General features: G+C 71.6%; 26 protein-coding genes and 1 pseudogene. 15 read left to right on the plus strand and 12 right to left on the minus strand.

Annotation, left to right across the window (positions count from 1 at the left end):
* Positions 1-64: 64 nt before the first annotated feature.
* Complete coding sequence (locus B4K29_RS03685) at positions 65-1,072, minus strand: 4-hydroxy-3-methylbut-2-enyl diphosphate reductase (protein WP_239263946.1); 1,008 nt, start codon at positions 1,070-1,072, stop codon at positions 65-67.
* Between the two features lie 95 nt (positions 1,073-1,167).
* On the opposite strand from B4K29_RS03685, the gene B4K29_RS03690 reads away from it, so the two are divergent.
* The 3 genes from B4K29_RS03690 (at position 1,168) to xseA (ending at position 3,285) form a co-directional block, all read left to right on the plus strand.
* A complete protein-coding gene (locus tag B4K29_RS03690; protein WP_029210258.1) occupies positions 1,168-1,632 on the plus strand; it encodes a type II toxin-antitoxin system Phd/YefM family antitoxin in 465 nt (154 codons plus the stop codon).
* Positions 1,632-1,970, plus strand: a complete 339-nt coding sequence (locus B4K29_RS03695) for a hypothetical protein (RefSeq protein ID WP_037214641.1) — start codon at positions 1,632-1,634, stop codon at positions 1,968-1,970. The genes B4K29_RS03690 and B4K29_RS03695 overlap by 1 nt, the downstream gene beginning before the upstream one ends.
* A gap of 82 nt (positions 1,971-2,052) precedes the next feature.
* Positions 2,053-3,285 carry an exodeoxyribonuclease VII large subunit gene (gene xseA / locus B4K29_RS03700; protein ID WP_286957987.1) on the plus strand — a complete coding sequence of 411 codons (1,233 nt, stop codon included), beginning with the start codon at positions 2,053-2,055 and terminating at the stop codon, positions 3,283-3,285.
* Between the two features lie 100 nt (positions 3,286-3,385).
* Here xseA and B4K29_RS03705 read toward each other — a convergent pair whose 3' ends face one another.
* Positions 3,386-3,655, minus strand: coding sequence for an exodeoxyribonuclease VII small subunit (locus B4K29_RS03705; protein WP_286966426.1), 270 nt, complete (start codon positions 3,653-3,655; stop codon positions 3,386-3,388).
* Positions 3,656-3,752: 97 nt separating this feature from the next.
* Positions 3,753-4,334 (minus strand): DUF4245 family protein, encoded by a 582-nt coding sequence (locus tag B4K29_RS03710; RefSeq protein WP_286966427.1) that lies wholly within the window; start codon positions 4,332-4,334, stop codon positions 3,753-3,755.
* A 112-nt stretch (positions 4,335-4,446) separates the two neighbouring features.
* Here B4K29_RS03710 and B4K29_RS03715 point away from each other — a divergent pair, with 112 nt between their 5' ends.
* A complete protein-coding gene (locus B4K29_RS03715) occupies positions 4,447-5,367 on the plus strand; it encodes a carbohydrate kinase family protein (RefSeq protein WP_286966428.1) in 921 nt (306 codons plus the stop codon).
* Between the two features lie 677 nt (positions 5,368-6,044).
* Here B4K29_RS03715 and B4K29_RS03720 read toward each other — a convergent pair.
* From B4K29_RS03720 to B4K29_RS03735, 4 genes are all read right to left on the minus strand, one after another.
* Entirely contained in the window at positions 6,045-7,349 is a 1,305-nt protein-coding gene (locus B4K29_RS03720; RefSeq protein WP_286966429.1) for an ABC transporter substrate-binding protein, read from the minus strand.
* Positions 7,350-7,578: 229 nt separating this feature from the next.
* On the minus strand, positions 7,579-8,427 hold the full coding sequence (locus B4K29_RS03725; protein ID WP_029211861.1) for a carbohydrate ABC transporter permease: 849 nt from the start codon (positions 8,425-8,427) through the stop codon (positions 7,579-7,581).
* A gap of 62 nt (positions 8,428-8,489) precedes the next feature.
* Positions 8,490-9,653: a carbohydrate ABC transporter permease gene (locus B4K29_RS03730; protein WP_286966430.1), complete on the minus strand. Its 1,164-nt coding sequence runs from the start codon at positions 9,651-9,653 to the stop codon at positions 8,490-8,492.
* Positions 9,650-10,999 (minus strand): ABC transporter substrate-binding protein, encoded by a 1,350-nt coding sequence (locus tag B4K29_RS03735; protein WP_286966431.1) that lies wholly within the window; start codon positions 10,997-10,999, stop codon positions 9,650-9,652. The genes B4K29_RS03730 and B4K29_RS03735 overlap by 4 nt, the downstream gene beginning before the upstream one ends.
* Before the next feature lie 224 nt (positions 11,000-11,223).
* On the opposite strand from B4K29_RS03735, the gene B4K29_RS03740 reads away from it, so the two are divergent.
* The 10 genes and pseudogenes from B4K29_RS03740 to B4K29_RS03780 all read left to right on the plus strand — a co-directional run bounded on the left by B4K29_RS03740 (position 11,224) and on the right by B4K29_RS03780 (position 20,753).
* Entirely contained in the window at positions 11,224-12,282 is a 1,059-nt protein-coding gene (locus tag B4K29_RS03740) for a LacI family DNA-binding transcriptional regulator (RefSeq protein ID WP_239263930.1), read from the plus strand.
* Between the two features lie 82 nt (positions 12,283-12,364).
* Positions 12,365-14,095, plus strand: a complete 1,731-nt coding sequence (locus B4K29_RS03745) for a fumarate hydratase (RefSeq protein WP_286966433.1) — start codon at positions 12,365-12,367, stop codon at positions 14,093-14,095.
* On the plus strand, positions 14,092-14,823 hold the full coding sequence (locus B4K29_RS03750) for a carbonic anhydrase (RefSeq protein ID WP_029211856.1): 732 nt from the start codon (positions 14,092-14,094) through the stop codon (positions 14,821-14,823). The genes B4K29_RS03745 and B4K29_RS03750 overlap by 4 nt, the downstream gene beginning before the upstream one ends.
* On the plus strand, positions 14,820-15,662 hold the full coding sequence (locus B4K29_RS03755; RefSeq protein ID WP_019286303.1) for an MOSC domain-containing protein: 843 nt from the start codon (positions 14,820-14,822) through the stop codon (positions 15,660-15,662). The genes B4K29_RS03750 and B4K29_RS03755 overlap by 4 nt, the downstream gene beginning before the upstream one ends.
* A 136-nt stretch (positions 15,663-15,798) precedes the next feature.
* Complete coding sequence (locus tag B4K29_RS03760) at positions 15,799-16,278, plus strand: antitoxin (RefSeq protein ID WP_286966435.1); 480 nt, start codon at positions 15,799-15,801, stop codon at positions 16,276-16,278.
* 13 nt (positions 16,279-16,291) lie between these two features.
* A pseudogene (locus tag B4K29_RS18405) lies at positions 16,292-16,354 on the plus strand (zinc-ribbon domain-containing protein); the annotation flags it as partial.
* A gap of 150 nt (positions 16,355-16,504) precedes the next feature.
* Positions 16,505-17,323 (plus strand): hypothetical protein, encoded by an 819-nt coding sequence (locus tag B4K29_RS03765; protein WP_240483979.1) that lies wholly within the window; start codon positions 16,505-16,507, stop codon positions 17,321-17,323.
* Positions 17,324-17,396: 73 nt separating this feature from the next.
* Positions 17,397-18,542 carry a vWA domain-containing protein gene (locus tag B4K29_RS03770; RefSeq protein WP_286966437.1) on the plus strand — a complete coding sequence of 382 codons (1,146 nt, stop codon included), beginning with the start codon at positions 17,397-17,399 and terminating at the stop codon, positions 18,540-18,542.
* Between the two features lie 145 nt (positions 18,543-18,687).
* Positions 18,688-19,695, plus strand: coding sequence for a protein phosphatase 2C domain-containing protein (locus tag B4K29_RS03775; RefSeq protein ID WP_029211853.1), 1,008 nt, complete (start codon positions 18,688-18,690; stop codon positions 19,693-19,695).
* Positions 19,692-20,753: a hypothetical protein gene (locus B4K29_RS03780; protein WP_286966438.1), complete on the plus strand. Its 1,062-nt coding sequence runs from the start codon at positions 19,692-19,694 to the stop codon at positions 20,751-20,753. Before B4K29_RS03775 ends, B4K29_RS03780 begins: the two co-directional genes overlap by 4 nt.
* Positions 20,754-20,843: 90 nt before the next feature.
* Here the strand turns inward: B4K29_RS03780 and B4K29_RS03785 are convergent, their stop codons facing one another.
* The 5 genes from B4K29_RS03785 to pdhA form a co-directional block, all read right to left on the minus strand.
* On the minus strand, positions 20,844-21,161 hold the full coding sequence (locus B4K29_RS03785; RefSeq protein WP_239263897.1) for a type II toxin-antitoxin system PemK/MazF family toxin: 318 nt from the start codon (positions 21,159-21,161) through the stop codon (positions 20,844-20,846).
* Entirely contained in the window at positions 21,151-21,381 is a 231-nt protein-coding gene (locus B4K29_RS03790) for a hypothetical protein (protein WP_029211850.1), read from the minus strand. Before B4K29_RS03790 ends, B4K29_RS03785 begins: the two co-directional genes overlap by 11 nt.
* A gap of 165 nt (positions 21,382-21,546) precedes the next feature.
* Complete coding sequence (locus B4K29_RS03795) at positions 21,547-22,965, minus strand: dihydrolipoamide acetyltransferase family protein (RefSeq protein ID WP_029211849.1); 1,419 nt, start codon at positions 22,963-22,965, stop codon at positions 21,547-21,549.
* Positions 22,962-24,074 carry an alpha-ketoacid dehydrogenase subunit beta gene (locus B4K29_RS03800; protein ID WP_019286312.1) on the minus strand — a complete coding sequence of 371 codons (1,113 nt, stop codon included), beginning with the start codon at positions 24,072-24,074 and terminating at the stop codon, positions 22,962-22,964. Before B4K29_RS03800 ends, B4K29_RS03795 begins: the two co-directional genes overlap by 4 nt.
* Positions 24,071-25,306 carry a pyruvate dehydrogenase (acetyl-transferring) E1 component subunit alpha gene (gene pdhA / locus B4K29_RS03805; RefSeq protein ID WP_286966439.1) on the minus strand — a complete coding sequence of 412 codons (1,236 nt, stop codon included), beginning with the start codon at positions 25,304-25,306 and terminating at the stop codon, positions 24,071-24,073. The genes B4K29_RS03800 and pdhA overlap by 4 nt, the downstream gene beginning before the upstream one ends.
* Before the next feature lie 121 nt (positions 25,307-25,427).
* On the opposite strand from pdhA, the gene B4K29_RS03810 reads away from it, so the two are divergent.
* Positions 25,428-25,901, plus strand: a complete 474-nt coding sequence (locus B4K29_RS03810; protein ID WP_019286315.1) for an Lrp/AsnC family transcriptional regulator — start codon at positions 25,428-25,430, stop codon at positions 25,899-25,901.
* The last annotated feature ends 119 nt before the right edge of the window (positions 25,902-26,020 follow it).

Consider the following 26,020-nt stretch of genomic DNA (forward strand, 5'->3'; position numbering starts at 1 on the left):
GACGCCTCCCCGGCGGCACCTGAGTCAGGCGTCCCAACCTCACCGTCCACAGCAGACGCACGGGTCAGTGCAGCGATCCGGCGTCGTGGCGCATCTTGTCGGACTGGCCGCGTGCCTTGAGCTCCTTGCGGATCTCCATCGGCAGGGCGAAGAGCAGCGACTCCTCGGCCGCCACCACCGGCGCGACGTCCGCGTAGCCACGCGCCGCCAGCCAGTCCAGCACGTCGCGCACCAGCACCTCGGGCACGCTCGCGCCGCTGGTCACGCCCACCGTCGTCACGCCCTCGAGCCAGGCCTCGTCGATCTCGTCGGCGTAGTCCACGAGGTAGCCCGCGTGCGCGCCGTGCTCCACGGCCACCTCGACGAGGCGCACCGAGTTGGAGGAGTTGCGCGAGCCGACGACCAGCATCAGGTCGGTGTCGGGGGCCATCTGCTTGACGGCGAGCTGGCGGTTCTGCGTGGCGTAGCAGATGTCGTCGCTCGGCGGGTCCTGCAGGTTGGGGAACTTCTCGCGCAGGCGGCGCACCGTCTCCATCGTTTCGTCGACGGAGAGTGTGGTCTGCGAGAGCCACACGACCTTGTCGGGGTCGCGCACGGTCACGTGCTCCACGGCGTCGGGGTTGTCGACGATCGTGATGTGCTCGGGCGCCTCGCCGCTCGTGCCCACGACCTCCTCGTGCCCCTCGTGGCCGATCAGGAGGATGTCGAAGTCGTCGCCCGCGAACCGCACGGCCTCGCGGTGGACCTTGGTCACCAGGGGGCAGGTCGCGTCGATGGTCTTGAGCTGCAGCCGGGACGCCTCCTCGTGCACGACCGGCGCGACGCCGTGGGCGCTGAACACCACGGTGGCGCCCTCGGGCACCTCGTCGGTCTCGTCGACGAAGATCGCGCCGCGCTTCTCGAGCGTGGAGACGACGTGCTTGTTGTGGACGATCTGCTTGCGCACGTAGACGGGCGGGCCGTAGAGCTCCAGGGCCTTCTCCACCGTCACGACGGCGCGGTCGACGCCGGCGCAGTAGCCGCGCGGGGCGGCCAGCAGGACGCGCTTGTGGTCAGTCTGCGAGTCAGTCACCCACCAAGTCTAGGCGAGCAGACTGGGCCGGCCCTGCACCGCGCTGGAGCAATCCGGGGTTCGCTTCTGAACACATTCAGAATAGAATGGTGCGCATGCCTCCTACCACCTCCCGCGTCGTGCCGTCCTCGGACCTGTCCCGTCACAGCGCTGACGTGTTCCGGGCCGCTGAGGAGGGGCCAGTCGAGATCACGCGCCGCGACGGGGAGAGCCTCGTCCTCACGCGCAAGAGCGACCACGAGCGTCAGTTCACGGTCCTCAACCTCGCGGCGGACCTCATCGCCGCTTCGCTCGGCCCGGACGACGTGCCCTTCGTCGAGCGGCTCCAGTCCCGTCTCCCCTGGATGGCGTTCCTGTCGGATGGCGGGCGCACCGAGTTCGCCCGGTCTATCGTGGCCACGGCCCGCGCATGCGCCGCGGTCCGCGACTTCGGACCCTTCTTGGTGGAGCTGCACGAGTGGCATGCCACGGCCGAGGCCATGGCGGCCGGGTACACCCGAGTCGAGGACATCGGGTGGTATGACGACCCCGTGCCCGTCCCCGACCCGCGCCTCGCATGATGGCCAAGCGAGGAGGTGTCGCCCACAGGCCCATCAAGAGCGGCGAGTTCACCATCGTCTTTGGAAGCAGCGAGACCGAGAAGGGGTGGGCGGACCTGCGGGCCACCCAGGGCAATGCCCTCGCCGACGCCTGGGACTTCCTCACCCGGACGCCCCTTGAGCGGCAGGCTGGGAATCACCCGCTACGAGATGTCCTCGCCACCGTTACGCGCGGCGGGCGGGTCCACGAGCAGTGGCAGCACAAGCTGTCCGGCGGGGCCCGTCTCTGGTTCTACGTCGACGGCCGCACGGTGGTTCTCGTCCGCTGCCACACGCGTCACCCGAACGAGACCAAGTAGCGCGCCGCCGCTGACCCCGACACGCCCACCATCCCTCGAGGCGTCACCCCGGGTGACGGCGGGGCGTCATACGCTCAGGGGCATGCCCGGCCCCGACCTGCCCGAACGCGCCAACCAGACCACCGCGGAGCAGCCGTGGCCGGTGCGGGTCCTGTCGATGAAGATCGCGGACTACGTCGACAAGATGTCCGGGCTGTGGGTCGAGGGGCAGGTCGTCCAGCTCAACCGGCGACCCGGGGCCGGCCTCGCCTTCCTGACGCTGCGCGACCCGGACGTGGACATGTCCCTCACCGTCACCCTGCCGGGACAGGCGATCGACCGTATGCCGACGCCGCTGTCCAGCGGGGCCCGGGTCGTCGTCCAGGCGCGTCCGACGTTCTGGACCAAGCGCGGGACGCTGCAGCTCGAGGGGCGCCAGGTCCGCGCCGTCGGCGTCGGCGAGCTGCTGGCCCGCCTCGAGCACCTCAAGTCGGTCATGCGCGCCGAGGGGCTGTTCGACCCGGCCCGCAAGCGACCGCTGCCGTTCCTGCCACGCCGGGTCGGACTGATCTGCGGGCGCGCCTCGCAGGCCGAGCACGACGTCGTGCAGAACGCCCTGCGGCGTTGGCCCGCAACGCAGTTCGAGGTCCGCCAGGTGGCGGTGCAGGGCGTCAACGCCGTCGCCGAGGTCAGCGCGGCCGTGCGCGAGCTCGACGCCCACCGCGAGGTCGACGTCATCGTCATCGCCCGCGGCGGCGGCTCGGTCGAGGACCTGCTGCCGTTCAGCAACGAGGCGCTCGTGCGGTGCGTCTCCGACTGCTTCACCCCGGTCGTCAGCGCCATCGGCCACCACGAGGACGCGCCCCTGCTCGACCACGTCGCCGACTGGCGTGCCTCCACCCCGACCGACGCCGGCAAGCGCGTCGTGCCCGACCTGGCCGAGCAGCAGGAGGTCGTGGCGGTCGCCCGCGGGCGGATCGAGCGCGCGCTGCAGCTGTATGTCGATCGTGAGCGGCGCGGCCTGTCCGCCATACGGTCTCGGCCGGTGATGGCGCAGCCCGTGACGCTGGTCGACCAACGGCGCACCGAGATCGGGGCGCTGCTCGACCGGGTCACGCGGCGCATCGAGGCGGGGATCCACCGCGACCAGGCGCGCCTCGACGGGCTGGCCGGACGGCTGCGGGCGCTGTCACCGCTGGGGACGCTCGAGCGCGGCTATGCCGTGGTGCAGCACCGCGACGGGTCGGTCGTCACCGACCGCGACGACGTCGAGCCCGAGGAGCTGCTGCGGGTGCGGGTGGCGACGGGCGACTTCGGCGTCCGCGTCCTCGGCTGACCCTGACCCCCACCCGCCTCACGAAGATCGTGAGTGTTTCGTCCACCTTCCTTGGACCAAACACTCACGATCGTGGGAGGGGGCGGCGGGTGGGACGGCGTCAGGACTCGTCGCTCTCCCCGTCGGCGTTGGCCTTGGCGCCGGAAGCCGAGGCAGGGGCGTCACCGGTCAGACGGGCCTCCGCCTGGTCGAGCCACGTGGAGCAGTGCGCGGCCAGCGCCTCGCCCCGCTCCCACAGACGCAGGCTGTCCTCGAGCGGCAGCTGCCCCGCCTCGAGCTGAGACACGATGGTCACCAGCTCGTCGCGGGCCTGCTCGTAGGTCAGGTCCTCGATCGGACGCTCGGTGCTCGGGGGCTTCAGGTCGGCCATGGACCCACCCTAGGCGCGCGGGCCGATCGGTCAGAAGAGGTCGGCGCCGACACGTGTGCCACCCCGGTGGCCGGGTCGGGGCCAGGCCGACGCGGGGTCAGCGCAAGGCGGGCGACAGCTTCTGCGCCTGGGCGGCGGCCTCGGCGCAGGTGCCGGTCGTCTCGATCACGCTGGTCAGAGCGTCGCCGCCGCGTCGCACCAGCGTGCAGTCACCGTTGCGCGGGTCCGTGTAGCTGTCGAGCGGAACCCCGCCCACCGTCATGACCCCGGCCGGTGCGCGTCCCTTGGTCTGCGCCGTGACCCAGCCGTCGGTGGCCTTGGCGGTCTGGTCGAGGGCGACGTACTCCTGGTCCTTGACGTACCCCACGTGCCACGTCCGCAGGCCGTCCGCCTCGGGCTCGAGCCGCGCAGAGTTGGCGACCCAGCCCTCCCCCAGGCCGTCGACCTGCGAGAGCTGCCAGCCGGTGCTGCGGCGCGCCTCGGTCACGACGGCAGGCACGTCGACGCTGGGCCGGGCCACGGTGTCGGGACGCGCCACGAGCGCGAAGAATGCCAGTACCACCGCCGTCACCACCACCGTCGACAGCACCATCGAGGTGAAGGTGCCCATCGCGTGCGGGTTGCGCCGGGGCGGACGCTGCTGATCGCTCGTGGGGTCCGCGGAGGCGCTGGTGCTCATGGGGCCATCGTCCCCGATGAGACGGGTCAAGAGCCAACCACGCCAGGCGGGTCCACGACGACCGGGGGATACTGAGGGGCCCGAGCCACCGCCGCCCCGAGGAGTCACCCGCATGACCGACCGCCTGCTCGTCGTCGGAGAGTCCCTCGTCGACATCGTCCACCGCCAGGGCGGAGCCGTCGACGAGCACCCGGGCGGCAGCCCGGCCAACGTCGCCATCGGCCTCGCGCGGCTGGGACATCCCGTCCAGTTCGCCACGCAGTTCGGGCGGGACACGTATGGCGAGATGGTGCGTGCCCACCTGGTGCAGGAGCGGCTGCTGACGCTGACGGACGGGTCCGACCAGGCGGAGTCGACCTCGACGGCCAAGGCGACGCTAGACCCGGCCGGTGGCGCGACCTACGACTTCGAGCTGCTGTGGGACGTCGCGGGGGCGCTCGACGAGGAGCCCGTCGGACACCTGCACACCGGCTCGATCGCGGCGACCCTCGAGCCGGGCGGCTCCGCGGTGGTCGACGCGGCGCTGCGCGCGCGGGCGACGGGCACCGTGTCCTACGATCCCAACGCCCGGCCCACGATCATGGGCACCCCCGAGGAGGTCCGGCAGCGCATCGAGCAGCTGGCCGGCCTCTCGGACGTGGTCAAGGCCAGCGACGAGGACGTCGAGTGGCTCTACCCCGAGGCGACGCCCGACCAGATCATGGAGCTGTGGGGCCGCCTCGGGCCCGAGCTCGTCATCGTCACGCGCGGCGGCCAGGGCGCGCTGGTCCTGCTCCCCCGCACCGGCGAGCGGCTCGTCGCCGAGGCCACCCGCACCACCGTCATCGACACGGTGGGGGCCGGAGACTCGTTCATGTCAGGCCTGATCTCGGGGCTGCTCGACGCCGGTCTGGTCGGCTCGGTCGAGGCACGCGACCGCCTCCGCACGGCCTCGCTGCAGGACGTGCGCCCCGCGATCGAGCGGGCGGTGGCGTGCGGCGCCATCACGGTCTCGCGCGCCGGCGCCAACCCGCCCACCCGCGCAGAGCTCTGACCCAGCCCGCCGCGCCCACCTCCCGCACGACCATTCGTGAGCCGGGAGCTCACTTCGGGTCGCCCGGAAGGGGGTCCCAGACCCCACGGACGACCATTCGTGAGCCGGGAGCTCACTTCGCGTCATCCGGAGAGGCTTCCAGGCCCCACAGACGACCATTCGTGAGCCGGGAGCTCACTTCGGGTCGCCCGGAAGGGGGTCCCAGACCCCACGGACGACCATTCGTGAGCCGGGAGCTCACTTCGGGTCGCCCGGAAGGGGTTCCAAGCGCCACGGACGACCATTCGTGAGCCGGGAGCTCACTTCGGGTCGCCCGCAGGGGTTTCTAAGCGGCACAGGCGACCATTCGTGAGCCGGGAGCTCAGTTCCCGTCGTCCGGAGAGGCTTCCAGGCCCCACAGGCGACCATTCGTGAGCCCGGAGCTCAGTTCGCGCCGTCCGGACAGGGGCCCAGGCCCCACAGGCGACCATTCGTGAGCCGGGAGCTCAGTTCCGGTCGTCCGGAGGGGGTTCCAGGCGCACCGGACGACCATTCGTGAGCCGGGAGCTCAGTTCGGGTCGGCCCGCAGCGTCAAGACGTCCTCGTGGGCCAGTGGCTCCGAGGTCAGCGGCTCTGTGGAGGAGACCGGCACCCGGTCCGGCGCCGCGCTGGCGGCCGTTGCGTCGGCCTGCGGTCCGTCAGCCCTTCTTGGCCCTCGCGGCGTCCAGCTGCGCCACGAGCTGGTCCACCGTGACCGTGCCGGCGGTCAGCCCGACCATGCCGTGGGCGAAGGCCTCCGACCCCAGGGCCGGGGGCATCTGGTCGCTCGCGTCGAAGCGCACGGTCTGCGCCTGGTAGGCCGCCGACGCGATCTTGCGCGTCGTGGTGCTGGCGTAGCGCTCGAGGTCGAAGTCCTCACGAGGAGAGATGAATCCGCGGTCCTCCGAGCCCGCCCAGTCCGCCCCGAAGCGCGGGTCCGAGCCCACGTAGCGGACCAGGTCGCGCGCCGCCGGGTCGTGCCCGCGCAGGAGCACCGCGCTGTCGCCGCCGACCTCGATCGCGTCGTTGTCGCCCGAGGGGAAGGCCACGACCGAGGTGGTCTGGTCGATGGCCTTGCGCACCCGCTCGGGCAGGAAGCCCTGCTGGGTGGCATAGCTGCCCTGCTTGAGCAGGGCGCACCGCTGCGGCTCGGCGAACAGGCCGTCGGCCGCCTGGCGGACGTCCCGACGGGCCGCGGCCGGTCCACCACCCTCGACGCCGTCGTGCCGCAGGACCTCGACATACGTGGCGAAGGCCGCCTTGATCCGGTCGTCGGAGAACGGCACGCGCCCGGCGACCCACCCGTCGTAGACCTCGGGCCCGGCACCCTTCAGCACGAGCTCCTCGATCCAGTCGGTCCCGGCCCAGCCGCTGTTGGCGCCGTCCTCGATGCCGAGGCACCAGGGGGTGCTGCCGTGGTCGCGCAACCGGTCGCCGGCCACCGCGAGGTCGTCCATCGACTGCGGCGGATCGATGTCCACGGCGTGCAGCGCGTGCCGGTCGTACCACAGCAGGGACTTGACGTTCATGGCCACGGGGATGCCGTAGGTGCGGCCGCCCGTCTGCAGCGGCGCGACGATGCCGGGCACCATGCCGGAGGCCACGCGGCTGATCGGGAGCACGTCGTCGAGGGGCTCGACGACCCGCTCGCGCGCGAGCTCGACGGCCAGACCAGGCTGGGGCAGCACGGCAAGGTCGGGCGGGTTGCCGGCGGCGATCCGCGCGCGCAGGTCGGTCGTGAGGTCGTCGCTGCCGGAGTAGCTCACCTGGACGTCGTGCCGTCCCGCCCAGGCATCGACGGCCTCCTGGAAGCCCGTGGCCTGGCTGCCGGAGAACGCGTACATCACCTCGATCGTGGAGCCGTCCCGGGCGGTCTCGACCGAGGACCCCTCCGAGCACCCGGCGGCCCCCGCGACCAGCCCCGTCAGCAGCGCCAGGACCCCGACAACACCACGCGACCGCATCGGCAGCTCCCTTCTCGACCCGTCGCGACCGACCCTACTCGCGCGCGCCGACAAGGCCCCGCCTGACAGGCCAGCACCGGCCGAGTCGGCAGCCGACGAGCCGGCACCCGACGAGCCGGCACCGCACAGCAGACAAGGCGCAGGGCCCGCACCCCCGAGAGGATGCGAGCCCTGCACCGGCCGTATGCCGGAACCGCCGCGTGGCCGTGGCCCCGGCATACGCTCCGGCTCAGCCCTTGACCGCGCCCGACGTCATGCCGCGCACCAGGAAGCGCTGCAGCACGACGAACACGAGCATCGGCACGATCATCGAAATGAACGCGCCGGCGGTGAGCAGCTCCTGGCCCTGGCCCTGCGTGCCGAGCAGACCCTGGAGCTTGACGATCACCGTGGTGTTCTCGGACTTCAGGAACAGCTTGGCGATCAGCAGGTCGTTCCACACCCACAGGAACTGCAGGGTGGCGAACGCCGCGATGGCCGGCATCGACATGGGCGCCACGAGCTTCCAGAAGGTCTGGAAGTGACCGCAGCCGTCGATCTTGGCGGACTCCACGATGGAGCGCGGCAGGGTGCTCATGTAGTTGCGGAGCGTGTAGATCGCGAGCGGCATGCCGAACCCGGTGTGCAGCAACCAGACCGCGATGTACTGCCCCGAGATACCCAGGCCGCGGGGCCCGAGCAGGTCGAGCAGCGGCTGGAAGGCCACCTGGATCGGGACCACGAGGACCGCGACGATGATGATGAACAGGACGTCCTTGCCCGGGAAGTCCATGAACGTGAACGCGTAGGACGCGAACGCCGCGAACATGATCGGGATGATCGTCGCGGGGATCGCCACCACCAGGGAGTTGATGAAGGCGTTGCCCATGTCGGCCTGGGTGAACACGGTCGAGTAGTTCGACAGCGTCCAGCCCTGCCCGAACGGGTTGAGCAGCGCCGTCCACCAGCCGGAGGTGGCGGCGTCGTCACGGGTCCGGAAGGACGTGACGAGCAGGCCCAGGGTCGGCAGGCACCACATCAGGCCGAGGATCGTCAGGGTGACGATCGAGACGATGCTGCGGCGGCGGCCGTCCTTCATGGTGCCCTTGGCGCGGGTCACCTGCTGGGGCTCGGTCGTGCGAGCCGCCATGGTGCTCGTGCTCATCGGTTGGCCTCCTGCTCACGGAACATCTTCACCTGGTAGATGAGGACGGGGATGATCAGCGCGAGCAGGATCACGACGATCGCCGAGGCCTTGCCGGAGTCGCTGTTGGCGAACATCTCGTTGAAGAAGAGGTTCGCGATCACGTTGGTCTTGTCGCGACCGTTGGTGAGGACGTAGACGATGTCGAAGACCTTGAGGACGAGGATCACGGTCGTGATGAAGACCGACAGGATCGTGCCCCAGATCTGCGGGATGATGACCTTCCAGAAGATCTGCCACTCGCTGGCGCCGTCGATGCGGGCCGCCTCGAGGGTGTCGTCCGGGACGCCCTTGATGGCCGAGCCCAGCAGCACCATCGCGAAGCCCACCTGCAGCCAGATCAGGATGACCATCAGCAGCAGCGAGTTGAGGCGACCGCTGGAGATCTGCAGCCAGGTCTGCGGGGTGCCGCCGAAGGCCGTGACCACGGCGTTGAGCAGACCGGTCTGGGAGGAGCCCGCGGCGTTCCACGCGTAGACGAGGTTCCAGATGGCCGAGGCACCGACGAAGCTGATCGCCATGGGCAGGAAGATCGCCGACTTCGCGATCTTCTCCCCCTGCGGCGAGAGCTTGTCGGCCAGCACGGCCACGATCACGCCGAGCGCCACCGTCGTCGCGGGGACGATCAGCAGCCACAGGAAGTTGTTGAAGATCGACGTGCGGAACTCCTGGTCCGCGATGACGTCGCGGTAGTTCTGCAGGCCGACCCACGCGGTGCTGTCCTGGTTGGCGAAGGAGTACACGAAGGTCTGGACCGTCGGGTACAGCAGCATCAGGGACATCAGGCCGAAGCCCGGCAGCAGGAAGGCGTAGGGGATGAGCCCCTCCGACAGCCGGCGCGGCAGGGCCTCGACGAACATGTTGAGGAAGTAGAAGAGGATGGCGGCGCCACCCACCCCGGCCACCAGGGCCAGCAGACCGATGATGATCTTGCTGCTGAGGAACCACTGGGGGTAGTAGGCGAAGGCCAGGAAGAGGTTGGCGATGAGCCAGACCACGACGACCATGCCCAGGAATCCCAGGACGAGGCGGCCCGGCTTCAGCCGGCCGTCGTCGACCTTGGGAGCGCTGTGCGGCGAGGCGCTGTGCCCCGCCGGGCGTTCGGTGACGGCGGTGCTCATGACTTCGGCCAGCTCTTCTCGATCTCGTCAGCGGCCTGCTGCGAGGTCTTGCTGCCGTTGACCCAGGAGACCATGCCGGTCCAGAAGCTGCCGGAGCCGACCTCCTTGGGCATGAGGTCCGACCCGTCGAAGCGGAAGATGTCGGCCTCGGTCGCCATCTTGGCCACGTTGCGCGTCGTCTCGTTCGGGTAGTTCTTCATGTCGAAGGTCTTGTGCGGGCTGAGCCAGCCGCCTGCCTTGGCCCACTCGGCGCCGAACTTGTCGCCGGCCAGGAACTCCATGACCTTCTTGGCGTCGGGGTCGTTGCCGTTGAACAGCGCCGCGAGGTCGCCGCCGCCGAGGATCGGCTTCCCGTCATACCCACCCTGGTAGGGCGGGAAGGGGTAGGTGCCGACCTGGTTGTCGAGATCGGACTGGACGTTCTTGGGGTAGAACGTCGTGGCGAAGTTGCCCTGGCGGTGCAGCATGCACTTGGGCGGGGTGGCGAAGGCCGGGGTCATGGCCTCGCCGAACTTGGTGTTGAGGATGGCCTGCGTGCCGCCGTAGACGCTGCCGGGGGCCTTGAGGATCTTGCCCATCTCGTCGAGGGCCTTGACGACGCGCGGGTCGTTGAACGGGATCTCGTGCGAGGTCCACTGGTCGTAGACCTCGGGGCCGTACATGCGCAGCATGTACTCCTCGAGCCAGTCGGTGCCGACCCAGCCGGTGGCCTGGTCGGAGTTCCAGGCCACGCACCAGGGGGCGACGCCCGTGCCCTTGATCTTGTCGGCGACCCCGTAGAGCTCCTGGATCGTCTTGGGCTCCTTGTTGAAGCCGCCCTTGTCGTAGGCGGCCTTGGGGTACCAGACGATCGACTTCACGGCCATGCGCATGGGGGCGCCGTAGACGCGGCCCTTGTAGCGCGAGGCGTCCATGAAGCCCGACACGAGCGTGCTGTCGAGCTTGTCGTAGTCGAGGTAGGTGTCGATCGGCTGGATCTTGTTCTGCCCGGCCATCTCGAGCAGACCACCCGGCTGGGGGAACAGGCCGATGTCCGGCGAGTCGCCCGAGCTGACCTTGGACTTGATGGTCGTCGTGAAGTCCGTGTCGGCGGTGTACTGGATCTTGATACCGGTCTCCTGCTGGAACTTCTGCAGCGACTGGACGAAGAACTTCTCCTCGTCGCCACCGAAGGCACCGAGGATCGTGACGGTCTTGTCGCCGTCCGCCGTCCCACCGTCGACGGTGCCGGAGAGGCCACCGCCCTCGCCACCCGCACCGCCTTGGGGGTTCTGCAGACATGCACTCGTCGACATCGCGACGACGCCGCACAGGAGCGCCGCCGTGGAGAGCTTGCGCACACGCATTTGGACTTCCTCATCCCTAGGTCCCGGGCCGTGTGCCGAGCCGGGACCCGGGAGCCTGGGGCTCCGGGTGCACGCGACGCTGCGAGCGGCCTTTGACGTTTTAGTGACCCCATAGTGGTTGCGCGCGCTCCCCCCGTCAACGGGCTGAACGCAATGCAACGAACCTGTGACATCGCCCGCTCGAACGATGTGCTGAACGATCAACATGGTTAACGTTGCCCGCTATGGAGCTACGCAGGGGTGGCCGACGACCGACCCTGGCCGACGTGGGACGTCGGGCCGGGGTGTCCGCGACGACGGTCTCCTTCGTGCTCAACCCCGACTCCAAGCAGACGATCAGCGCCGCCACCCGGGCGCGGGTCCTGCAGGCCGTCAACGACCTCGATTACCGCCCCAACCGCACGGCGCAGGGGCTGCGCCGCAAGCGCAGCGGCACCATCGGCGTGGTGGTGGACGAGCCGGCGATGGAGGCCTTCTCGGGCGAGACCGTCAACGGCGCGCACGACCTCGCCTGGAGCGAGAGCACGGTGCTGCTCGTGACGCACACCGGGCGCCGGCCCCACGGCATGCAGTCGGCGATCGAGGAGCTCGCCGACCGCCAGGTCGACGGCCTGGTCATCACCTGCTCGGGCACCCGAGGGATCGAGCTGCCGGACCGTATGCCGAACCTGCCCTGGGTCCTCGCCAACTGCTTCGACCCGGCCGGGCGCGGGCCGTGCTTCCTCCCCGACGAGGAGTTCGGCGGGCGCGAGGCCGCCCGGCTCGTGGCCGAGCAGGGCCACCGCCGCATCGCCTACCTCAGCGGTCACGCAGGCGCCTGGGCGACCCCCCTGCGGATCGACGGCTTCCTGGCCGAGCTGGAGGAGCTGGGCGTCCCGACGAGCACCGGCGACGTCGTGGTGCGCGAAGGCTTCTACTACGTCGACTCGGGCTACGCCCTGGCGCGCGAGCTGCTCGCCGGTCCCGATCGGCCGTCCGCGATCGTGTGCGGCAACGACCGGATCGCCCTCGGCGTCTACCTCGCGGCCGCGGAGGCGGGGCTGCGGATCCCCGACGACCTGTCCGTCGTCGGCTACGACGACCACGAGCCGGTGATCCAGCAGCTGACGCCGCAGCTGACGACGGTGCGGCTCCCCCTCTACGACATGGGGCGGCTCGCGGCCGAGGCGCTGGTGCACGCGACGGTGGGGGCGCTGCCCGAGCGCACGCTCCTGCCGTGCCCCGCCGTGCCCCGCGCGTCCGTGGCCCGACCCGGGGCGGCATACGGCAGCTCCCCGGCCTAGGCTGAAGGGTGACAGGCCGCCGCTCACCGACGAGGGCGAGGGTCGGCCCACCGCAGCTGGATCGAGGAGCAGGAGCACGACCATGCCCGAGTTCGCCTACGAGGCCCTACTGCCGCACGGCGCCGACGAGACCCCCTACCGCAAGCTGACCTCCGAGGGCGTCGAGCTGGTCGAGGGCCCCGACGGCAGAACGTTCCTCAAGGTCGCGCCCGAGGCGCTCACCCTGCTGTCCGAGACCGCGATGCACGACATCGCGCACTACCTGCGACCGGCCCACCTGGCCCAGCTCCGCACGATCCTCGACGACCCCGAGGCCAGCAACAACGACACGTTCGTCGCCCTCGACCTGCTCAAGAACGCCAACATCTCCGCCTCCGGCGTGCTCCCGATGTGCCAGGACACCGGCACGGCCATCGTCAAGGGCGAGCGCGGCCAGCACGTCGTCACCGACGGCGTCGACGAGGAGCCCCTGGCCCGCGGCGTCTACAACGCCTACACGCGCCTCAACCTGCGCTACTCCCAGAACGCCCCGGTCTCGATGTTCGAGGAGAAGAACACCGGCAACAACCTGCCGGCGCAGATCGAGCTGTATGCCGACACCGAGCGCGGGCACGAGACGGAGTACTCCTTCCTCTTCATGGCCAAGGGCGGCGGCTCGGCCAACAAGTCCTATCTCTTCCAGGAGACCAAGGCGATCCTCAACCCGGACGCCATGATGAGGTTCCTCGACGACAAGATCCGCTCGCTCGGCACGGCGGCCTGCCCGCCCTACCACCTCGCCATCGTCATCGGAGGCACGAGCGCCGAGTTCGCCCTCAAGACGGCGAAGTACGCGAGCGCGAAGTACCTCGACACCATGCCCACCACCGGCAACGCCGCGACCGGCCGCGGCTTCCGCGACCTCGAGCTGGAGGAGCGCGTCCTCGAGCTCACCCGCAAGCAGGGCATCGGCGCGCAGTTCGGCGGCAAGTACTTCTGCCACGACGTGCGCGTGATCCGGCTCCCCCGCCACGGCGCCTCGTTGCCCGTCGCCATCGCCGTCTCCTGCTCGGCGGACCGCCAGTGCCGCGGCAAGATCACGGCCGAGGGCGTGTTCATCGAGCAGCTGGAGATGGAGCCCGGCCACTACCTGCCCGACACGACCGACGAGCACCTGCTCGAGGGTGTGGCGGGTGGGGCTGACGGCGGCCCTGGGGCTGACGGTGCTGCGCGTCCCGACGTCGTCGAGATCGACCTGTCGCGCCCCATGGACGACATCCTCGCCGAGCTGACCAAGCACCCCGTCAAGACCCGGCTGTCGCTCACCGGCACGCTGGTCGTGGCCCGCGACATCGCGCACGCCAAGATCAAGGAGCGCCTCGACGCCGGCGAGGACATGCCGCAGTACCTCAAGGACCACCCCGTCTACTACGCCGGACCCGCCAAGACGCCCGACGGGATGGCGTCCGGGTCCTTCGGCCCGACGACCGCCGGCCGGATGGACTCCTACGTCGACCAGTTCCAGGCCGCGGGAGGCTCCAAGGTCATGCTCGCCAAGGGCAACCGCTCCAAGCAGGTCACCGACGCCTGCCAGGCGCACGGCGGGTTCTACCTCGGGTCCATCGGCGGCCCCGCCGCCCGCCTCGCGCAGGACTGCATCAAGAAGGTCGAGGTGCTGGAGTACCCCGAGCTCGGGATGGAGGCCGTGTGGCGCATCGAGGTCGAGGACTTCCCGGCGTTCATCGTCGTGGACGACAAGGGTGACGACTTCTTCGCCGAGTTCTCCAAGCCCACCGTCATGACCATCACGACCCGCGCGGACGTCGACGCATGACCGAGCGGACCACCCTGACCCCTGCCGAGGCCTGGCAGCAGCTGGTCGAGGGCAACGCCCGGTTCGTGACGGGGCGTCGCGAGCACCCCAACCAGGACGTCGACCGCCGCGCCGAGCTCGCCGCCGGGCAGGGGCCCTTCGCGGTGCTGTTCGGCTGCTCGGACTCCCGCGTCGCCGCCGAGATGATCTTCGACCAGGGCCTCGGCGACCTGTTCGTCGTCCGCACCGCGGGCCACGTGCTCGACCCGTGCGTCCTCGGCACCGTCGAGTTCGGCCCCGGCGTCCTCGGCACCCCGCTCATCGTCGTCATGGGCCACGACACCTGCGGCGCGATCAAGGCCGGGATCGAGGCGACCGACACGGGCACCATCCCCGGCGGCTACATCCGAGACCTGGTCGAGAAGGTCATGCCCTCGGTGATCCAGGCCCGCTCCTCCCACGGCGCCGGCCCCGACGCCACCCCCGACGAGGTCAACGCCTGGCACGTGCGACGCACCGTCAACATGCTCGCCGAGCGGTCGGCGCTGCTGCAGCAGCTCGTCGAGGACGGCCGGCTCGCCATCGTCGGCATCAACTACCGCCTCGCGGACGGGGACGTCCGCTACATCGCCCACCTCGGCGACATCGGCGACGCGCGTCCCGGGATCGACGTGGCGCCGGGGGTCGGGGTGGCGCCCGGGGTCGGCACGGGGCCTGGCGGCGGCACGGCGCCCGGGGTCGGCGCATGACCCGGGTCACCGACCTGGCCTACTACCCGTTGAAGTCCGCCGGCGGCGTGCCCGTGCCCGAGGCCGTCGTCGAGCACTGGAGCATCCGGCACGACCGCCGCTGGATGCTGCTGCAGGACGACGGTCGCATGATCAGCGCCCGCGAGGCCCCCACCCTGCTCCTGCTCCGCGCCGAGCACCGGACGCACGACGGGGCGCTGGTGGTTCGGCATACGGCCGGGGCGGTGGACCCGCTCGAGGTGAGCGTCCCGGACCAGGGCGAGCATCGCGAGGGCGTCGTCTGGGGCGCGGCCGTCCGTGGCCGGGAGGCGTCGCCCGAGGCGAGCGCGTGGTTCGAGGACTACCTCGGCCGCACCGGCCTGCACCTCGTGTGGTGCGACGACCCGACCTTCCGGCCGGTGGACCAGCGGTATGCCGAGCCCGGCGACACCGTGACCTTCTCCGACGGCTTCCCGTTGCTGCTGACCAGCACCCCCTCGCTGGGGCGGCTGCAGGAGTGGGTCGACGAGAGCACCGACCGGCGCGGCGAGCCGCGGGTCGAGCTGACGATGGACCGGTTCCGGCCCAGCGTGGTCGTCGACGGCGGCGAGCCGCTCGAGGAGCAGGGCTGGGACCGGGTGCGGATCGGCGAGATGACCTTCCGCATGGCCAAGCACTGCGGTCGTTGCGTGATGACGACCTACGACACGACGTCGCTGGACCGCACCAAGGAGCCGCTGCGGTCGCTTGGCGAGCACAACGCGATCGACGGCCGGCTGGTGTTCGGCGTCAACCTGGTGCCCGAGGGCACGGGCACGCTGCGCGTCGGCGACGAGGTCACCCCCATCCAGGGATCGTGAGGGTTTCGTCCAACCTTCTTGGACCGAACCCTCACGATGTCGGGGGCGGGGAGGTGCTCGGCGGGGATTGCGCACCCCCTGCCCGGGGTAGGTGAGCAGTCAGGGACCCTCGCCCACCTCGCCCTCAGGAGATCCGATGACCACCGGCCCCACCGGCACCCCGCCCCAGCAGCCCGGCCCCTCCGCCCTCGACACCTTCCTGCAGGGTGCCAAGGGGGCGGCCGTCCAGGCTCGCACGCAGGTCGCCCAGACCACCCAGGCCAACCGCGGCAAGATCTCCAGCGCCCTGGACAAGCTCGTGCGGACCGTCGACGACAAGACCGGTCGCAAGTACCACTCGCAGGTCGAGTCCGCCAAGGGTTGGGTCGAGAAGGGCGTCGACGTCGTCGCCGGCGGACCCGCGTCCCCGGGGGCCACCGGCGCGCCGGGCACCGCAGCCCCCTCCACGACCTCGTTGCCAACGGCGTCCGCTGCGTCGTCGTCGGTCCCTCCCGTCGCCCCGGCCTCGCCCTCCACCCCGGTGACGCCCCCCTCCACCACTCCCACCCCGGCTCCCGACAAGCCCAAGGAGGGCTGGCACCGCGGGCCGGACGGCCAGTGGACCCGGACCTCCTGAGGCCGAGCCGACGATGAGCTGTCCCCACTGCGGCGCCGCGATCTCCGAGGGCGCGACCTTCTGCCCGTCCTGCGGCGAGATGGTCCTGGCGACGCCCCCGCCCGCGGCGCCTGCCCCCTCGGCCCCGCCGAAGGGATCGAGCCCGGCGACGGGCGCGACGCCTGGCCCCGGGGCCGCCCCTGCCGGTAGCCCACGCCAGCAGCGTCCGCGCCCCCAGGTCGTGCCCGTGCCCCAGCGACCGACGCGCCAGCGACCCCCGAGCCAGCCTCGTGGCCGCACCCGGCAGCAGGTCCCGCAGAGCCGGCCCTACCCCGGTCAGCAACAGGGACCGTATGCCGGGTACCCCGGTCAGCAGCGCCAGCAGTACCCGCCCCAACAGTTCCCACCCCAGCAGTTCCCGCCCCAGGGCGGCGGTCCCGGCTACCCGGGCGGCTACGGCGACCGTCGTCAGGTCCGGCGTGGGCCGGGCTGCGGCGGGATGCTCCTGCGCCTGATCCTGCTGGTCCTGGCCATCCCGGTGCTCCTGACGCTGGCCGGTGCGGTGCTCGGCTTCGGCCTGCTCTCCGGCGGCCAGGACGACACCGCGTCGCCCTCGCCCACCTCGTCGTGGAGCGCCTCCCCGACCGAGAGCCCGACCGACAGCGCCACCGAGAGCCCGACCCCGACCGACGGCACGTCCGGCGCGAGCTCGGGCACCACCGGTCCCACCGGCTCCGCGTCGTCCTCCCCCGTCACCAGCGCGCCCACGACGGCCGCGGCCTACCCGGCGGCCAGGATCACCGGTCGCGAGTGCGCCCGCACCGGGACCGGACCGTATGCCGCGACCGCCGCCGGCAACGACCGCACGTCCTGCGCGTTCGCCGTCGCGGTGCAGCGTGCGTACGTCGCCGCAGGCGGAGCGGGCTCGACCACCACCGTCACCGCCTACAGCCAGGCCCGCGACGCGAACGTCCGCCTGCTCTGCACCGACGACCAGCCCGCGCAGTGCGTCAGCAGCACGGGCGCGCTGGTCTTCCTCTACGGCGGCGAGGCCGTCGTCGGCTGACCCGCCCGCACGCCTCACCGTCCGCACCCGCCACTCATCAGCCATCACCCAACAACCCACCACGGAGGATCCGATGACCCAGCCCCCGACCGACCCCACCCAGCCGCAGCCGACCCAGCCCGTCCCCACGGAGCCCACCGCGCCCGGCGTCCCCACCGCACCCACCACCCCCGGCATGCCCGCGGCACCGGTCGGCGCCCCGGCGAGCGAGCCGGGCGGCACCCCGGCACCCGGCTCGACCGAGCCCACGCTCCCCACCCCCGGCCAGGGCCCGGCACCGGTCGACCCGACCCAGCCGATCCCGGCGCCCGCCGAGCCGACCCAGCCCATCGCCACGCCGGCCCCCGTCGAGCCCCCGGCCCCGGTCGAGCCGCCCGTCCCCTCGCCGACCCCGGCGGCCACGCCCGCGCCCGCGGCCCCGGTTGCTCCGCCCGTGCCCGCCGCCCCCGCGCAGCCCGTGCCGAGCTCGATCGACACCCCCGCGCCGCAGGACGACAAGGCCAAGCTCCTGCCGTTCTACCTCGTCTGCGACGTGTCCCACTCCATGGTCGAGAGCGGCGCCCTCACCGAGGCCAACAACATCCTCCCGAGCCTCGTCCAGGCGCTCGAGAAGGACCCGATCATCTGCGACAAGGTGCGCTTCGGGGTCATGGACTTCAGCGACGACGCCCGCATGGTGCTGCCGCTGTGCGACCTGCTCGAGCAGACGACCCTGCCGCAGCTCGAGGGGCGGGGGCGGACGTCATACAAGGCGGCCTTCGACCTGCTGCGCACCCAGATCGAGCGGGACGTCAACCAGCTCAAGGCGGACGGCTTCGCCGTGCACCGCCCGGCCGTGTTCTTCCTCTCCGACGGCGCGCCGACGGACGCCGAGCCGGACTGGAAGGCCGCCTTCGCCGCGCTGACGCAGTACGACAAGGCGTCCGGCACGGGCAACCGGATGTACCCCAACATCATCCCGTTCGGCCTCCAGGGCGCCGACCCCCGCATCCTGCAGGAGGTCATCCACCCCAAGAACCCGCCGGAGCGCGCGATGCGCCTCTTCATGGCCGACCAGGACCAGACCGCGGCGTCCGCCGTCACCAAGATGGCCAAGCTGCTCGTGACCTCGGTCATCCAGTCCTCGACGGGTCTCGCCCAGGGCAGCAACGGGATCGTGCTGCCCAAGGCCGAGGACGGCGTCAAGTCCTACGCCGCGGACGACGATGTCTTCCTCTGAGCCGACCGGCCACGCAGGCGAGGGCGCTCCGGCGGGATCCGCGAGCGCCCCGCCGGCCAGCCCGTCCCAGCCGGCAGCGCCCCCGCAGCCGGAGACGTCCGACCAGGCTCCCGCCGAGCCGGACACATCCCTCGAGGCTCCCGCCATGCCGAAGGCTCCTGCTGAGGCGGGCGCTTCCGCCGAGCCCGAGCCGGCTGCGGCAGTCCCCGCGCCGGCCGCGGAGCCGATCCGGCGGACGGGCGCGTTCGAGGCCTACACGATCGGCGACCCGGGTCGGGCCTTCTCCCACGCGGTCTCGCTGACGGAGCTCAAGCACCGGGACGCGCACGACATCGTCATCGACGCGGCCACCATCCCGGACCCCGAGGGCACACCGCGGCTGATCCTGCGCGGGGCCAGCTCGCGGGGGCTGGCGCACCAGCAGTATGCCGACCCCCGCCAGGACGACCACTGCACGGTGCTCTCGCGCGACGGCGAGTGGCTCGTCTGCCTCGTGGCCGACGGCGTCTCCGCCGGGGAGTGGTCGCACCTCGCCGCCAAGATGGCGACCGAGGAGGGCGCGGCGCAGGTCATCACGATGCTCGAGACGCACGAGCCGGCCGAGATCCCCTACCGCGAGATCTACACCCGGCTCGCGGACCTGCTCGCCGACGTGTGCGCGACGCTGCCGGACTCCGAGCCGACGGTGGACCTCACGCAGCGGGACGTCGCCAAGCGGATGGCGACCACGCTGGTCATCGGCATCGTGGCCACCCGGCCGAGCGACGACGGCACCCACGCCGTCACGGTCGTGCGCCTCGGTGACACGAGCGCCTGGATCGTCGACGACGAGCGCGGCTGGATCGCGCTCGGCGAGGTCAAGAACGCCGGCAACGTCATCGCCGAGTCCGCCACCGCCTGCCTCCCGCTGGTGCCGGAGGCCGACCCGGTGCCGGTGCAGACGACGCTCGGCGAGGGTGCGGCACTCGTGCTGATGACCGACGGGGTCGGCGACCCGCTGGGATCCGGCGGGGGCGAGGTCGGTCGCGAGCTCGCACGGCTGTGGGCGCGGCCGCCGCACCCGCTCGAGTTCGCGGCGCAGGTGGCGTTCGGGCGCAAGACCTTCGACGACGACCGCGGCGCGATCGGCGTCTGGCTGGTGGTGCCCGAGTGAGCCTGTCGGCCGGCGAGCTCATCGAGCGGTCGCAGCTCGGGCAGCTGGAGTACATCGCCGAGGGCGGTCAGGGCCGGGTCTACCGGTGCCTGACGCTCCAGCTGCCCGACGTGCACCACCGCCTCGCCTACAAGGAGTTCAAGGCGGGCCAGCTCGCCAGCGGCGGCCTCGAGGCCATCGTCGGCGTGCGCTCGCGCATGAGCGCCCCCGACCGGGACCTGCTGGACTCGCACGCCGCGTGGCCGATCCGGTTGGTGCGCGACCAGGGTCGCGTCGTCGGCCTGCTGATGCCGCTCATCCCGGACTCGTTCGTCCAGGTGGGGCGGTCCATCACCGGATCCGCCATGCGCAAGGAACGCGAGATCCAGTTCCTCTTCCTCGCGGCCAACCGGTGCGCCAAGCTCGGCTTCCCGCTGGTCAACCTGCACCAGCGGCTGCACCTGTGCGAGGAGCTGGCCCGCGTCTTCGCCCTGCTGCACGCCAACAACGTCGTGTTCGGCGACTTCAACGCCAAGAACGCGTTGTTCTCCGTCGGGCCGGGACGCGCGGACGCCGGGATCATGCTCGTCGACTGCGACGCCGTGCGCGTGCGCGGGACCATGTCGGCCGTCCCACAGCTCAACACCCCCGACTGGGAGCCGCCGGTCGCCGAGCAGACCCAGCTGACGAGCTACACCGACGTCTACAAGTACGCGCTGTTCGTCCTGCGCTGCCTGTCCCCCGGCACCAACGCCTCGACGGCCCGCGACACCCGCCGGGTCGCCGACATCCTCGACCCGGAGGGGCAGCACCTGCTCGCCGCGTCCCTGTCCGAGACGCCCGGGCACCGGCCGTCGTGCGCGCAGTGGGCGGACTACTTCGCCCGGCTGCGGGCGGCCCGGCTCGCCGGCCTGCCCGTCGCTCCGACCCCCGGCTCGACCACGGTCGGGGCAGGTGCGGCATCCGCTGCGTCCCCCACGGCACCGGCCGCCACTGCCGCCCCTGCGGCGCCCCAGGCGGCTCCAGCTCCTGGCGCCGGAGGCTGGCGCCGCGCCCCCGACGGCTCCTGGATCCGCTGACCCCACCCCCAGATCCGCTCTCCCCAGATCGTGAGTGTTTGGTCCAAGAAAGTTGGACCAAACACTCACGATCCTGGGGCTGAGGGGCACTCAGAGGTCGAGCTGCAGCACCAGACGCAAGGCGTCGTCGACGTCGACGAGCTCATGATGACTCAGCCGCCCCACCCACGGCCCCAGCCGAGCGGGGTCGACGGCGGCGGTCTGCTCCACCAGCACCAGCATGTCTCGTCCCATGAGCTCGATGGCGGGGCGGAACGAGGTGGCGCGGGCCGACGTCGTGGTCGGTGCTATCAGGACGGTGGACAGCAGCAGGTCGTCCGACTGCACGACGACGGCGTAGCGGCGACCCCGCTGCTCGTGCCCACGCGCCCCTCTAGGCGCAGGCAGCTCGTGGACGTCACCACGCACGCGCGCCCTCCACGTCATCGAGGACGGCGCGGGACTCGGCGCGATCCACCTCGTCGCAGGACAGCGCCAGGGCCTCGAGACGCATCCGCTCTCGTCGCTCGAACGACGACGCTTCCTGCAGCGCTCGCCGGATCGTGTCGGTGCGGGTCTCGCCCGGTCGTGCCAGCTCGACGAGCAGCCGTTGCAACTGCTCGTCCGCGCGGAAGGTCACAGTCGTCATACGTGAATATTACCTCCGTAAGACACCAAGACCCGCGCCATTCGGCCCCGCCTCTCGACCCCCCCCAAGATCGTGAGTGTTTTATCCAAGATTCTTGGAGAGAACACTCACGATCCTGGCAGGGGATGGGGCAGGCGGGGTGAGTGGGGGGACTGGGCGGCTCGGTCAGAGGTCGAGGAGCAGGGTGGTCGGGCGCTCGATGCAGTCGGCGACGTAGCGGATGAAGCCGCCCGCGGTCCCGCCGTCGCACACCCGGTGGTCGAAGGTGAGGCCGATCGTGCCGACCTTGCGCACGGCGAGCGCCCCGTCCACGACCCACGGCTTGTCGATCATCCGTCCCACGCCGACCATGGCCGCCTCGGGGTGGTTGATGATCGGGGTGGAGCCGTCGACGCCATACCCCCCGTAGTTGTTGAGCGTGAACGTCCCGCCGGTCATCTCGGCCGGGGACAGCGTGCCGTCCATGGCCTTGGTGGTGAGCTCGCGCAACGCCGTGGACAGCTCGGCGAGGGTCATCTCGTCCGCGCCGTGGACGACGGGCACGACGAGCCCACGCGGCGACTGCGCGGCGAAGCCCAGGTTGATCGCCCCGCGCACCACGACCTCGTTGGCCGCCGTGTCGACGGTCGAGTTGAGCTCGGGATAGCGCCGGAGGCCGGCGACCATGACGCGCCCCAGCAGGGCCAGCACGCCGATGCGTGCCTCGGGCCGCGCGTCGGCGAGCTGGCGGCGGACCGCGAGGAAGTCGGTCGCGTCCACGTCGACCCAGGTGGTCGCGTCGGGGATCTCGCGGCGCGAGGTGGCGAGCCGGCTGGCGATCGTGCCTCGTATGCCGGTCAGCGGGATCCGGCGATCCGGGGTCGGGGACCCCGCGGTCGACGTCACGCGCGACTCCGACTGCGGCGCAAGGGATCCCGGCGCGCCACCCTCACCGCGGGCCGTGACGACCGCCATGACGTCGCACCGGCGGATGATGCCACCCGGCGCCGTCGGGGTGACGGTCCGCAGGTCGATGCCGTGCTCGTCGGCGAGCTGACGCACCAGCGGGGAGATCACGCGGACGGCGGCGCCGGGCTTGCTGGACACCTCGGGCGGCACGTGCTCGTCGACGACCGGTCCCGCCGTGTCGCCCATGACGGGCGCGGCCGACGGCAGCGACGACCCGGCGGCGGGGGCCGTCGGGCCACCCGCCCCCACGCGGCGACGCCGCCGACGGGAGCCCTCGCTCGTGCCGTAGCCGATCAGGACGGCGCCCGAGCCGGCGCGCTCCTCCTCGCGATAGGTGTCGACGGCGACGTCGGACGCCTCGCTCGCCCCACCGCCGGTGATCCCGTCCGCAGGCACGTCGACGTCCACCGTGATGAACGGCGCACCCACGTCGACCACGTGCCCGGCCTCGCCGTGCAGGGTGACCACGCTGCCGGCATACGGGCAGGGCAGCTCGACCTGGGCCTTGGCGGTCTCGACGACCGCGATGGGCTGGTCGACGACGACGGTGTCGCCGGGGCCGACGAGCCAGCTGACGACCTCGGCCTCGGTCAGGCCCTCGCCGAGGTCCGGCAGGTGAAAGACCTTGTGGCTCATCGGGTACCCGCCCCCGCCTGCGCCGCTGAGGACGCTGTGGACGCTGCCGGCGCAGTCGCAGCCGGCTCGAGGTGGCGCGTGTCCGGCTCGTCGTCCCACTGCAGCCGCGCCAGGGCGTCGAGCACGCGGTCCACCGAGGGGAGGTGCAGGTGCTCGAGCTTCGGTGCGGGATAGGGGATGTCGAAGCCCGTGACGCGCAGCACCGGCGCGGCCAGGGAGTGGAAGGCCCGCTCCTGGACGCGGGCGGCGATCTCCGCCCCGACGCCCGCGAAGCCCTGGGCCTCCTGCAGCACCAGGCAACGGCCCGTGCGGCGCACCGAGGCCACGACCGTCTCGTCGTCGAAGGGCACGAGCGACCGCACGTCGACGACCTCGACGTCCCAGCCCTCCTCGCGCGCGGCCTCGGCGGACTCCAGCGCCACCGACAGGGTGGGGCCGTAGGCCACGATCGTCGCCGCGCGCGAGACGTCGGAGGCCGACCGTCGCACCGCGGCCCGACCAAGGACCTGGTCGTGGGTCAGCGACCCGCTCCCCCAGCGCGCCGACAGGTCGTCCAGGTCGACGTCGCCCTTGGACCAGTAGAGGCGCTTGGGCTCCATGAACACCACGGGGTCGGGGTCGTCGATCGCCGCCCGCAGCAGCAGGTAGGCGTCCTCGACCGTCGCCGGCGTCACGACCTTGAGCCCCGGCGTGGCGGCGTAGTAGGCCTCCGAGGAGTCGCAGTGGTGCTCGACCCCGCCGATGCCCCCGGCGAACGGGATGCGGATCGTCATCGGGATGGTCACGGAGCCGCGGGTGCGGTTGCGCATCTTGGCGACGTGCGAGGTGATCTGCTCGAACGCCGGGTAGGCGAACGCGTCGAACTGCATCTCGGCGACGGGCCGGAAGCCCGCCATGCACAGCCCCACGCCGAAGCCGATGATCCCCGACTCCGCGAGGGGGGTGTCGAAGCAGCGGTCGTCGCCATAGGTCGCCGCGAGGCCGTCGGTGATCCGGAAGACGCCGCCGGCCACCCCCACGTCCTCGCCGAAGACGAGCACGTCCGGGTCGGTGGCGATGGCGTCCGCGAGCGCCCGGTTGAGCGCGGAGGCAAAGGTGACGGTGCTCATCGGACGTCCTCCGTCGACGGGTCGTGGGCTGCCTGCGAGTCGGACTCGGACGCGGCGTCGGCGTCGGCGTCGAGCTCGGCGTCGAGCTCGGCGTGCAGCATCGCCTGCTGCTCGCGCAGCTGAGGCGTGAGGGTCGCGTAGACGTGCCGGAACAGGTCGTCGGGGTGCGTCTCGGGGTCGAGGTTCATGCGCTCGCGCAGGTCCGCGGCGAGCCGCTCGCCCTCGGCCTTGGCCTCCTCGACGAACGCGTCGTCGACCAGACCCTGGTGGCGCAGGTACTTCTCGAGGCGGGCCACGGCGTCCTCGTGGGCGATGGCCGCCAGCTCCTCCTTGGAGCGGTACCGCAGGTGGTCGTCGGCGTTGGTGTGCGCCTCGAGCCGCGTGGTGTGCAGCTCGAGCAGCACCGGACCCTTGCCCGCGCGCGCCCAGGCGACGGCCTTGTTCATGACGGCGAGCACGGCCACGGCGTCGTTGCCGTCCACCTGCTCGCACACCACGCCGTAGCCGATCCCCTTGTAGGCCAACGACGGTGCCGCGGTCTGCTTGCTGAGCGGCACCGAGATCGCCCACCCGTTGTTCTGCACCACGAAGACCGCGGGGACCTTGAAGACGGCGGCGAAGTTGAGCCCCTCGTGGAAGTCGCCCTCGCTCGTGGCCCCGTCCCCGATGAACGCCATCACGACCGTATCGCGGCCCCGTCGCTGCTCGCCGTGCGCCAGCCCGGCCGCGTGCAGCAGCTGCGTCGACAGCGGCGTGCACTGGGCCGCGACGTGGGTCTGGGCGACGTCATACCCGCAGTGCTGGTCACCGCGGAGCAGGGTGAGTACCTCGACCGGGTCGACCCCGCGGCTGACCAGGGCGACGCTGTCGCGGTAGGTCGGGAAGACCCAGTCCTGCTCGCCCAGCGCGAGGACCGAGCCGACCTGGCAGGCCTCCTGGCCGCGCGAGCTGGGATAGACGGCCAGGCGCCCCTGCTTGGTGAGCGCCGTCGCCTGGATGTCGAAGCGCCGCCCGACCACCATCCGGCGGTAGCACTCGACGAGCTGGTCGGCGTCCGGCTCGACGTAGTCGTCGGTCACCGGCTCCACCCGGTTGCCCTCCCCGTCCAGGAAGCGCACCGGCTCCGGAGCGGGGATCAGCCCGGCCTGGAACGGCTCGTGCCGGTGCGGGTGGTCGGGATGGTCGACGGCCTGCGCGGCTGCGCGGCCCGCGACGTGGTCGGGTGTCGTCATCGACAGCCTCCGGTATGTCGTGGAGCGGTGAGACGCCATGGTGCGCCCCGCCGGCCCGATGGTTCAATGAGGCGGCGGAGAACCGGACGATCGGCTCTCCAACCGACCGGATGGGGGCCACATGTCTGACGAGACGCGGACGAACGCACCGCTCGACGAGGTCGACCGCGCGCTGCTGGGCGCCCTGGTGGACGACGGGCGGCAGTCGCTGCGCACCATCGCCGAGCGGCTGCACGTGTCGCGCGCCACCGCCTATGCCCGGCTGGACCGGCTGGTCGAGCAGGGCGTGGTCGACGGCTTCACCGTGCGCGTCAACCCCGAGGCGGCCGGGCTGGGCACGTCGGCGTACGTCCTGGTGTCGGTCGAGCAGAACTCCTGGCGGGAGGTCCGCGACGCGCTCGTCCAGGTGCCGTGCGTCGAGCACGTGGCGCTCGTGGCTGCGGAGTACGACGTCATCGTGCTCGTGCGGGCGCAGGACAACGCGGCGCTGCGGTCGGTGGTCTTCGACCGCATCCAGACCATCCCCGGGGTGACCAGCACGCGGACCCTGCTGATCTTTGCCGAGTCGCGCGGCGAGGTCCCGTCCTTCCCCTGACCTACCTCAGGTAGTCACGTCCGCCTGGGTTGGCACCGCAGGCCGATGTGTCGAACCCAGGCGGATCCTGCCGGCGGGGGCCATCGACACAGCCATGGCCGGGCGGGGCCGCTCAGGCC

It is taken from the genome of Arsenicicoccus sp. UBA6765, assembly GCF_002453335.1.
GTDB lineage: Bacteria > Actinomycetota > Actinomycetes > Actinomycetales > Dermatophilaceae > Arsenicicoccus > Arsenicicoccus bolidensis.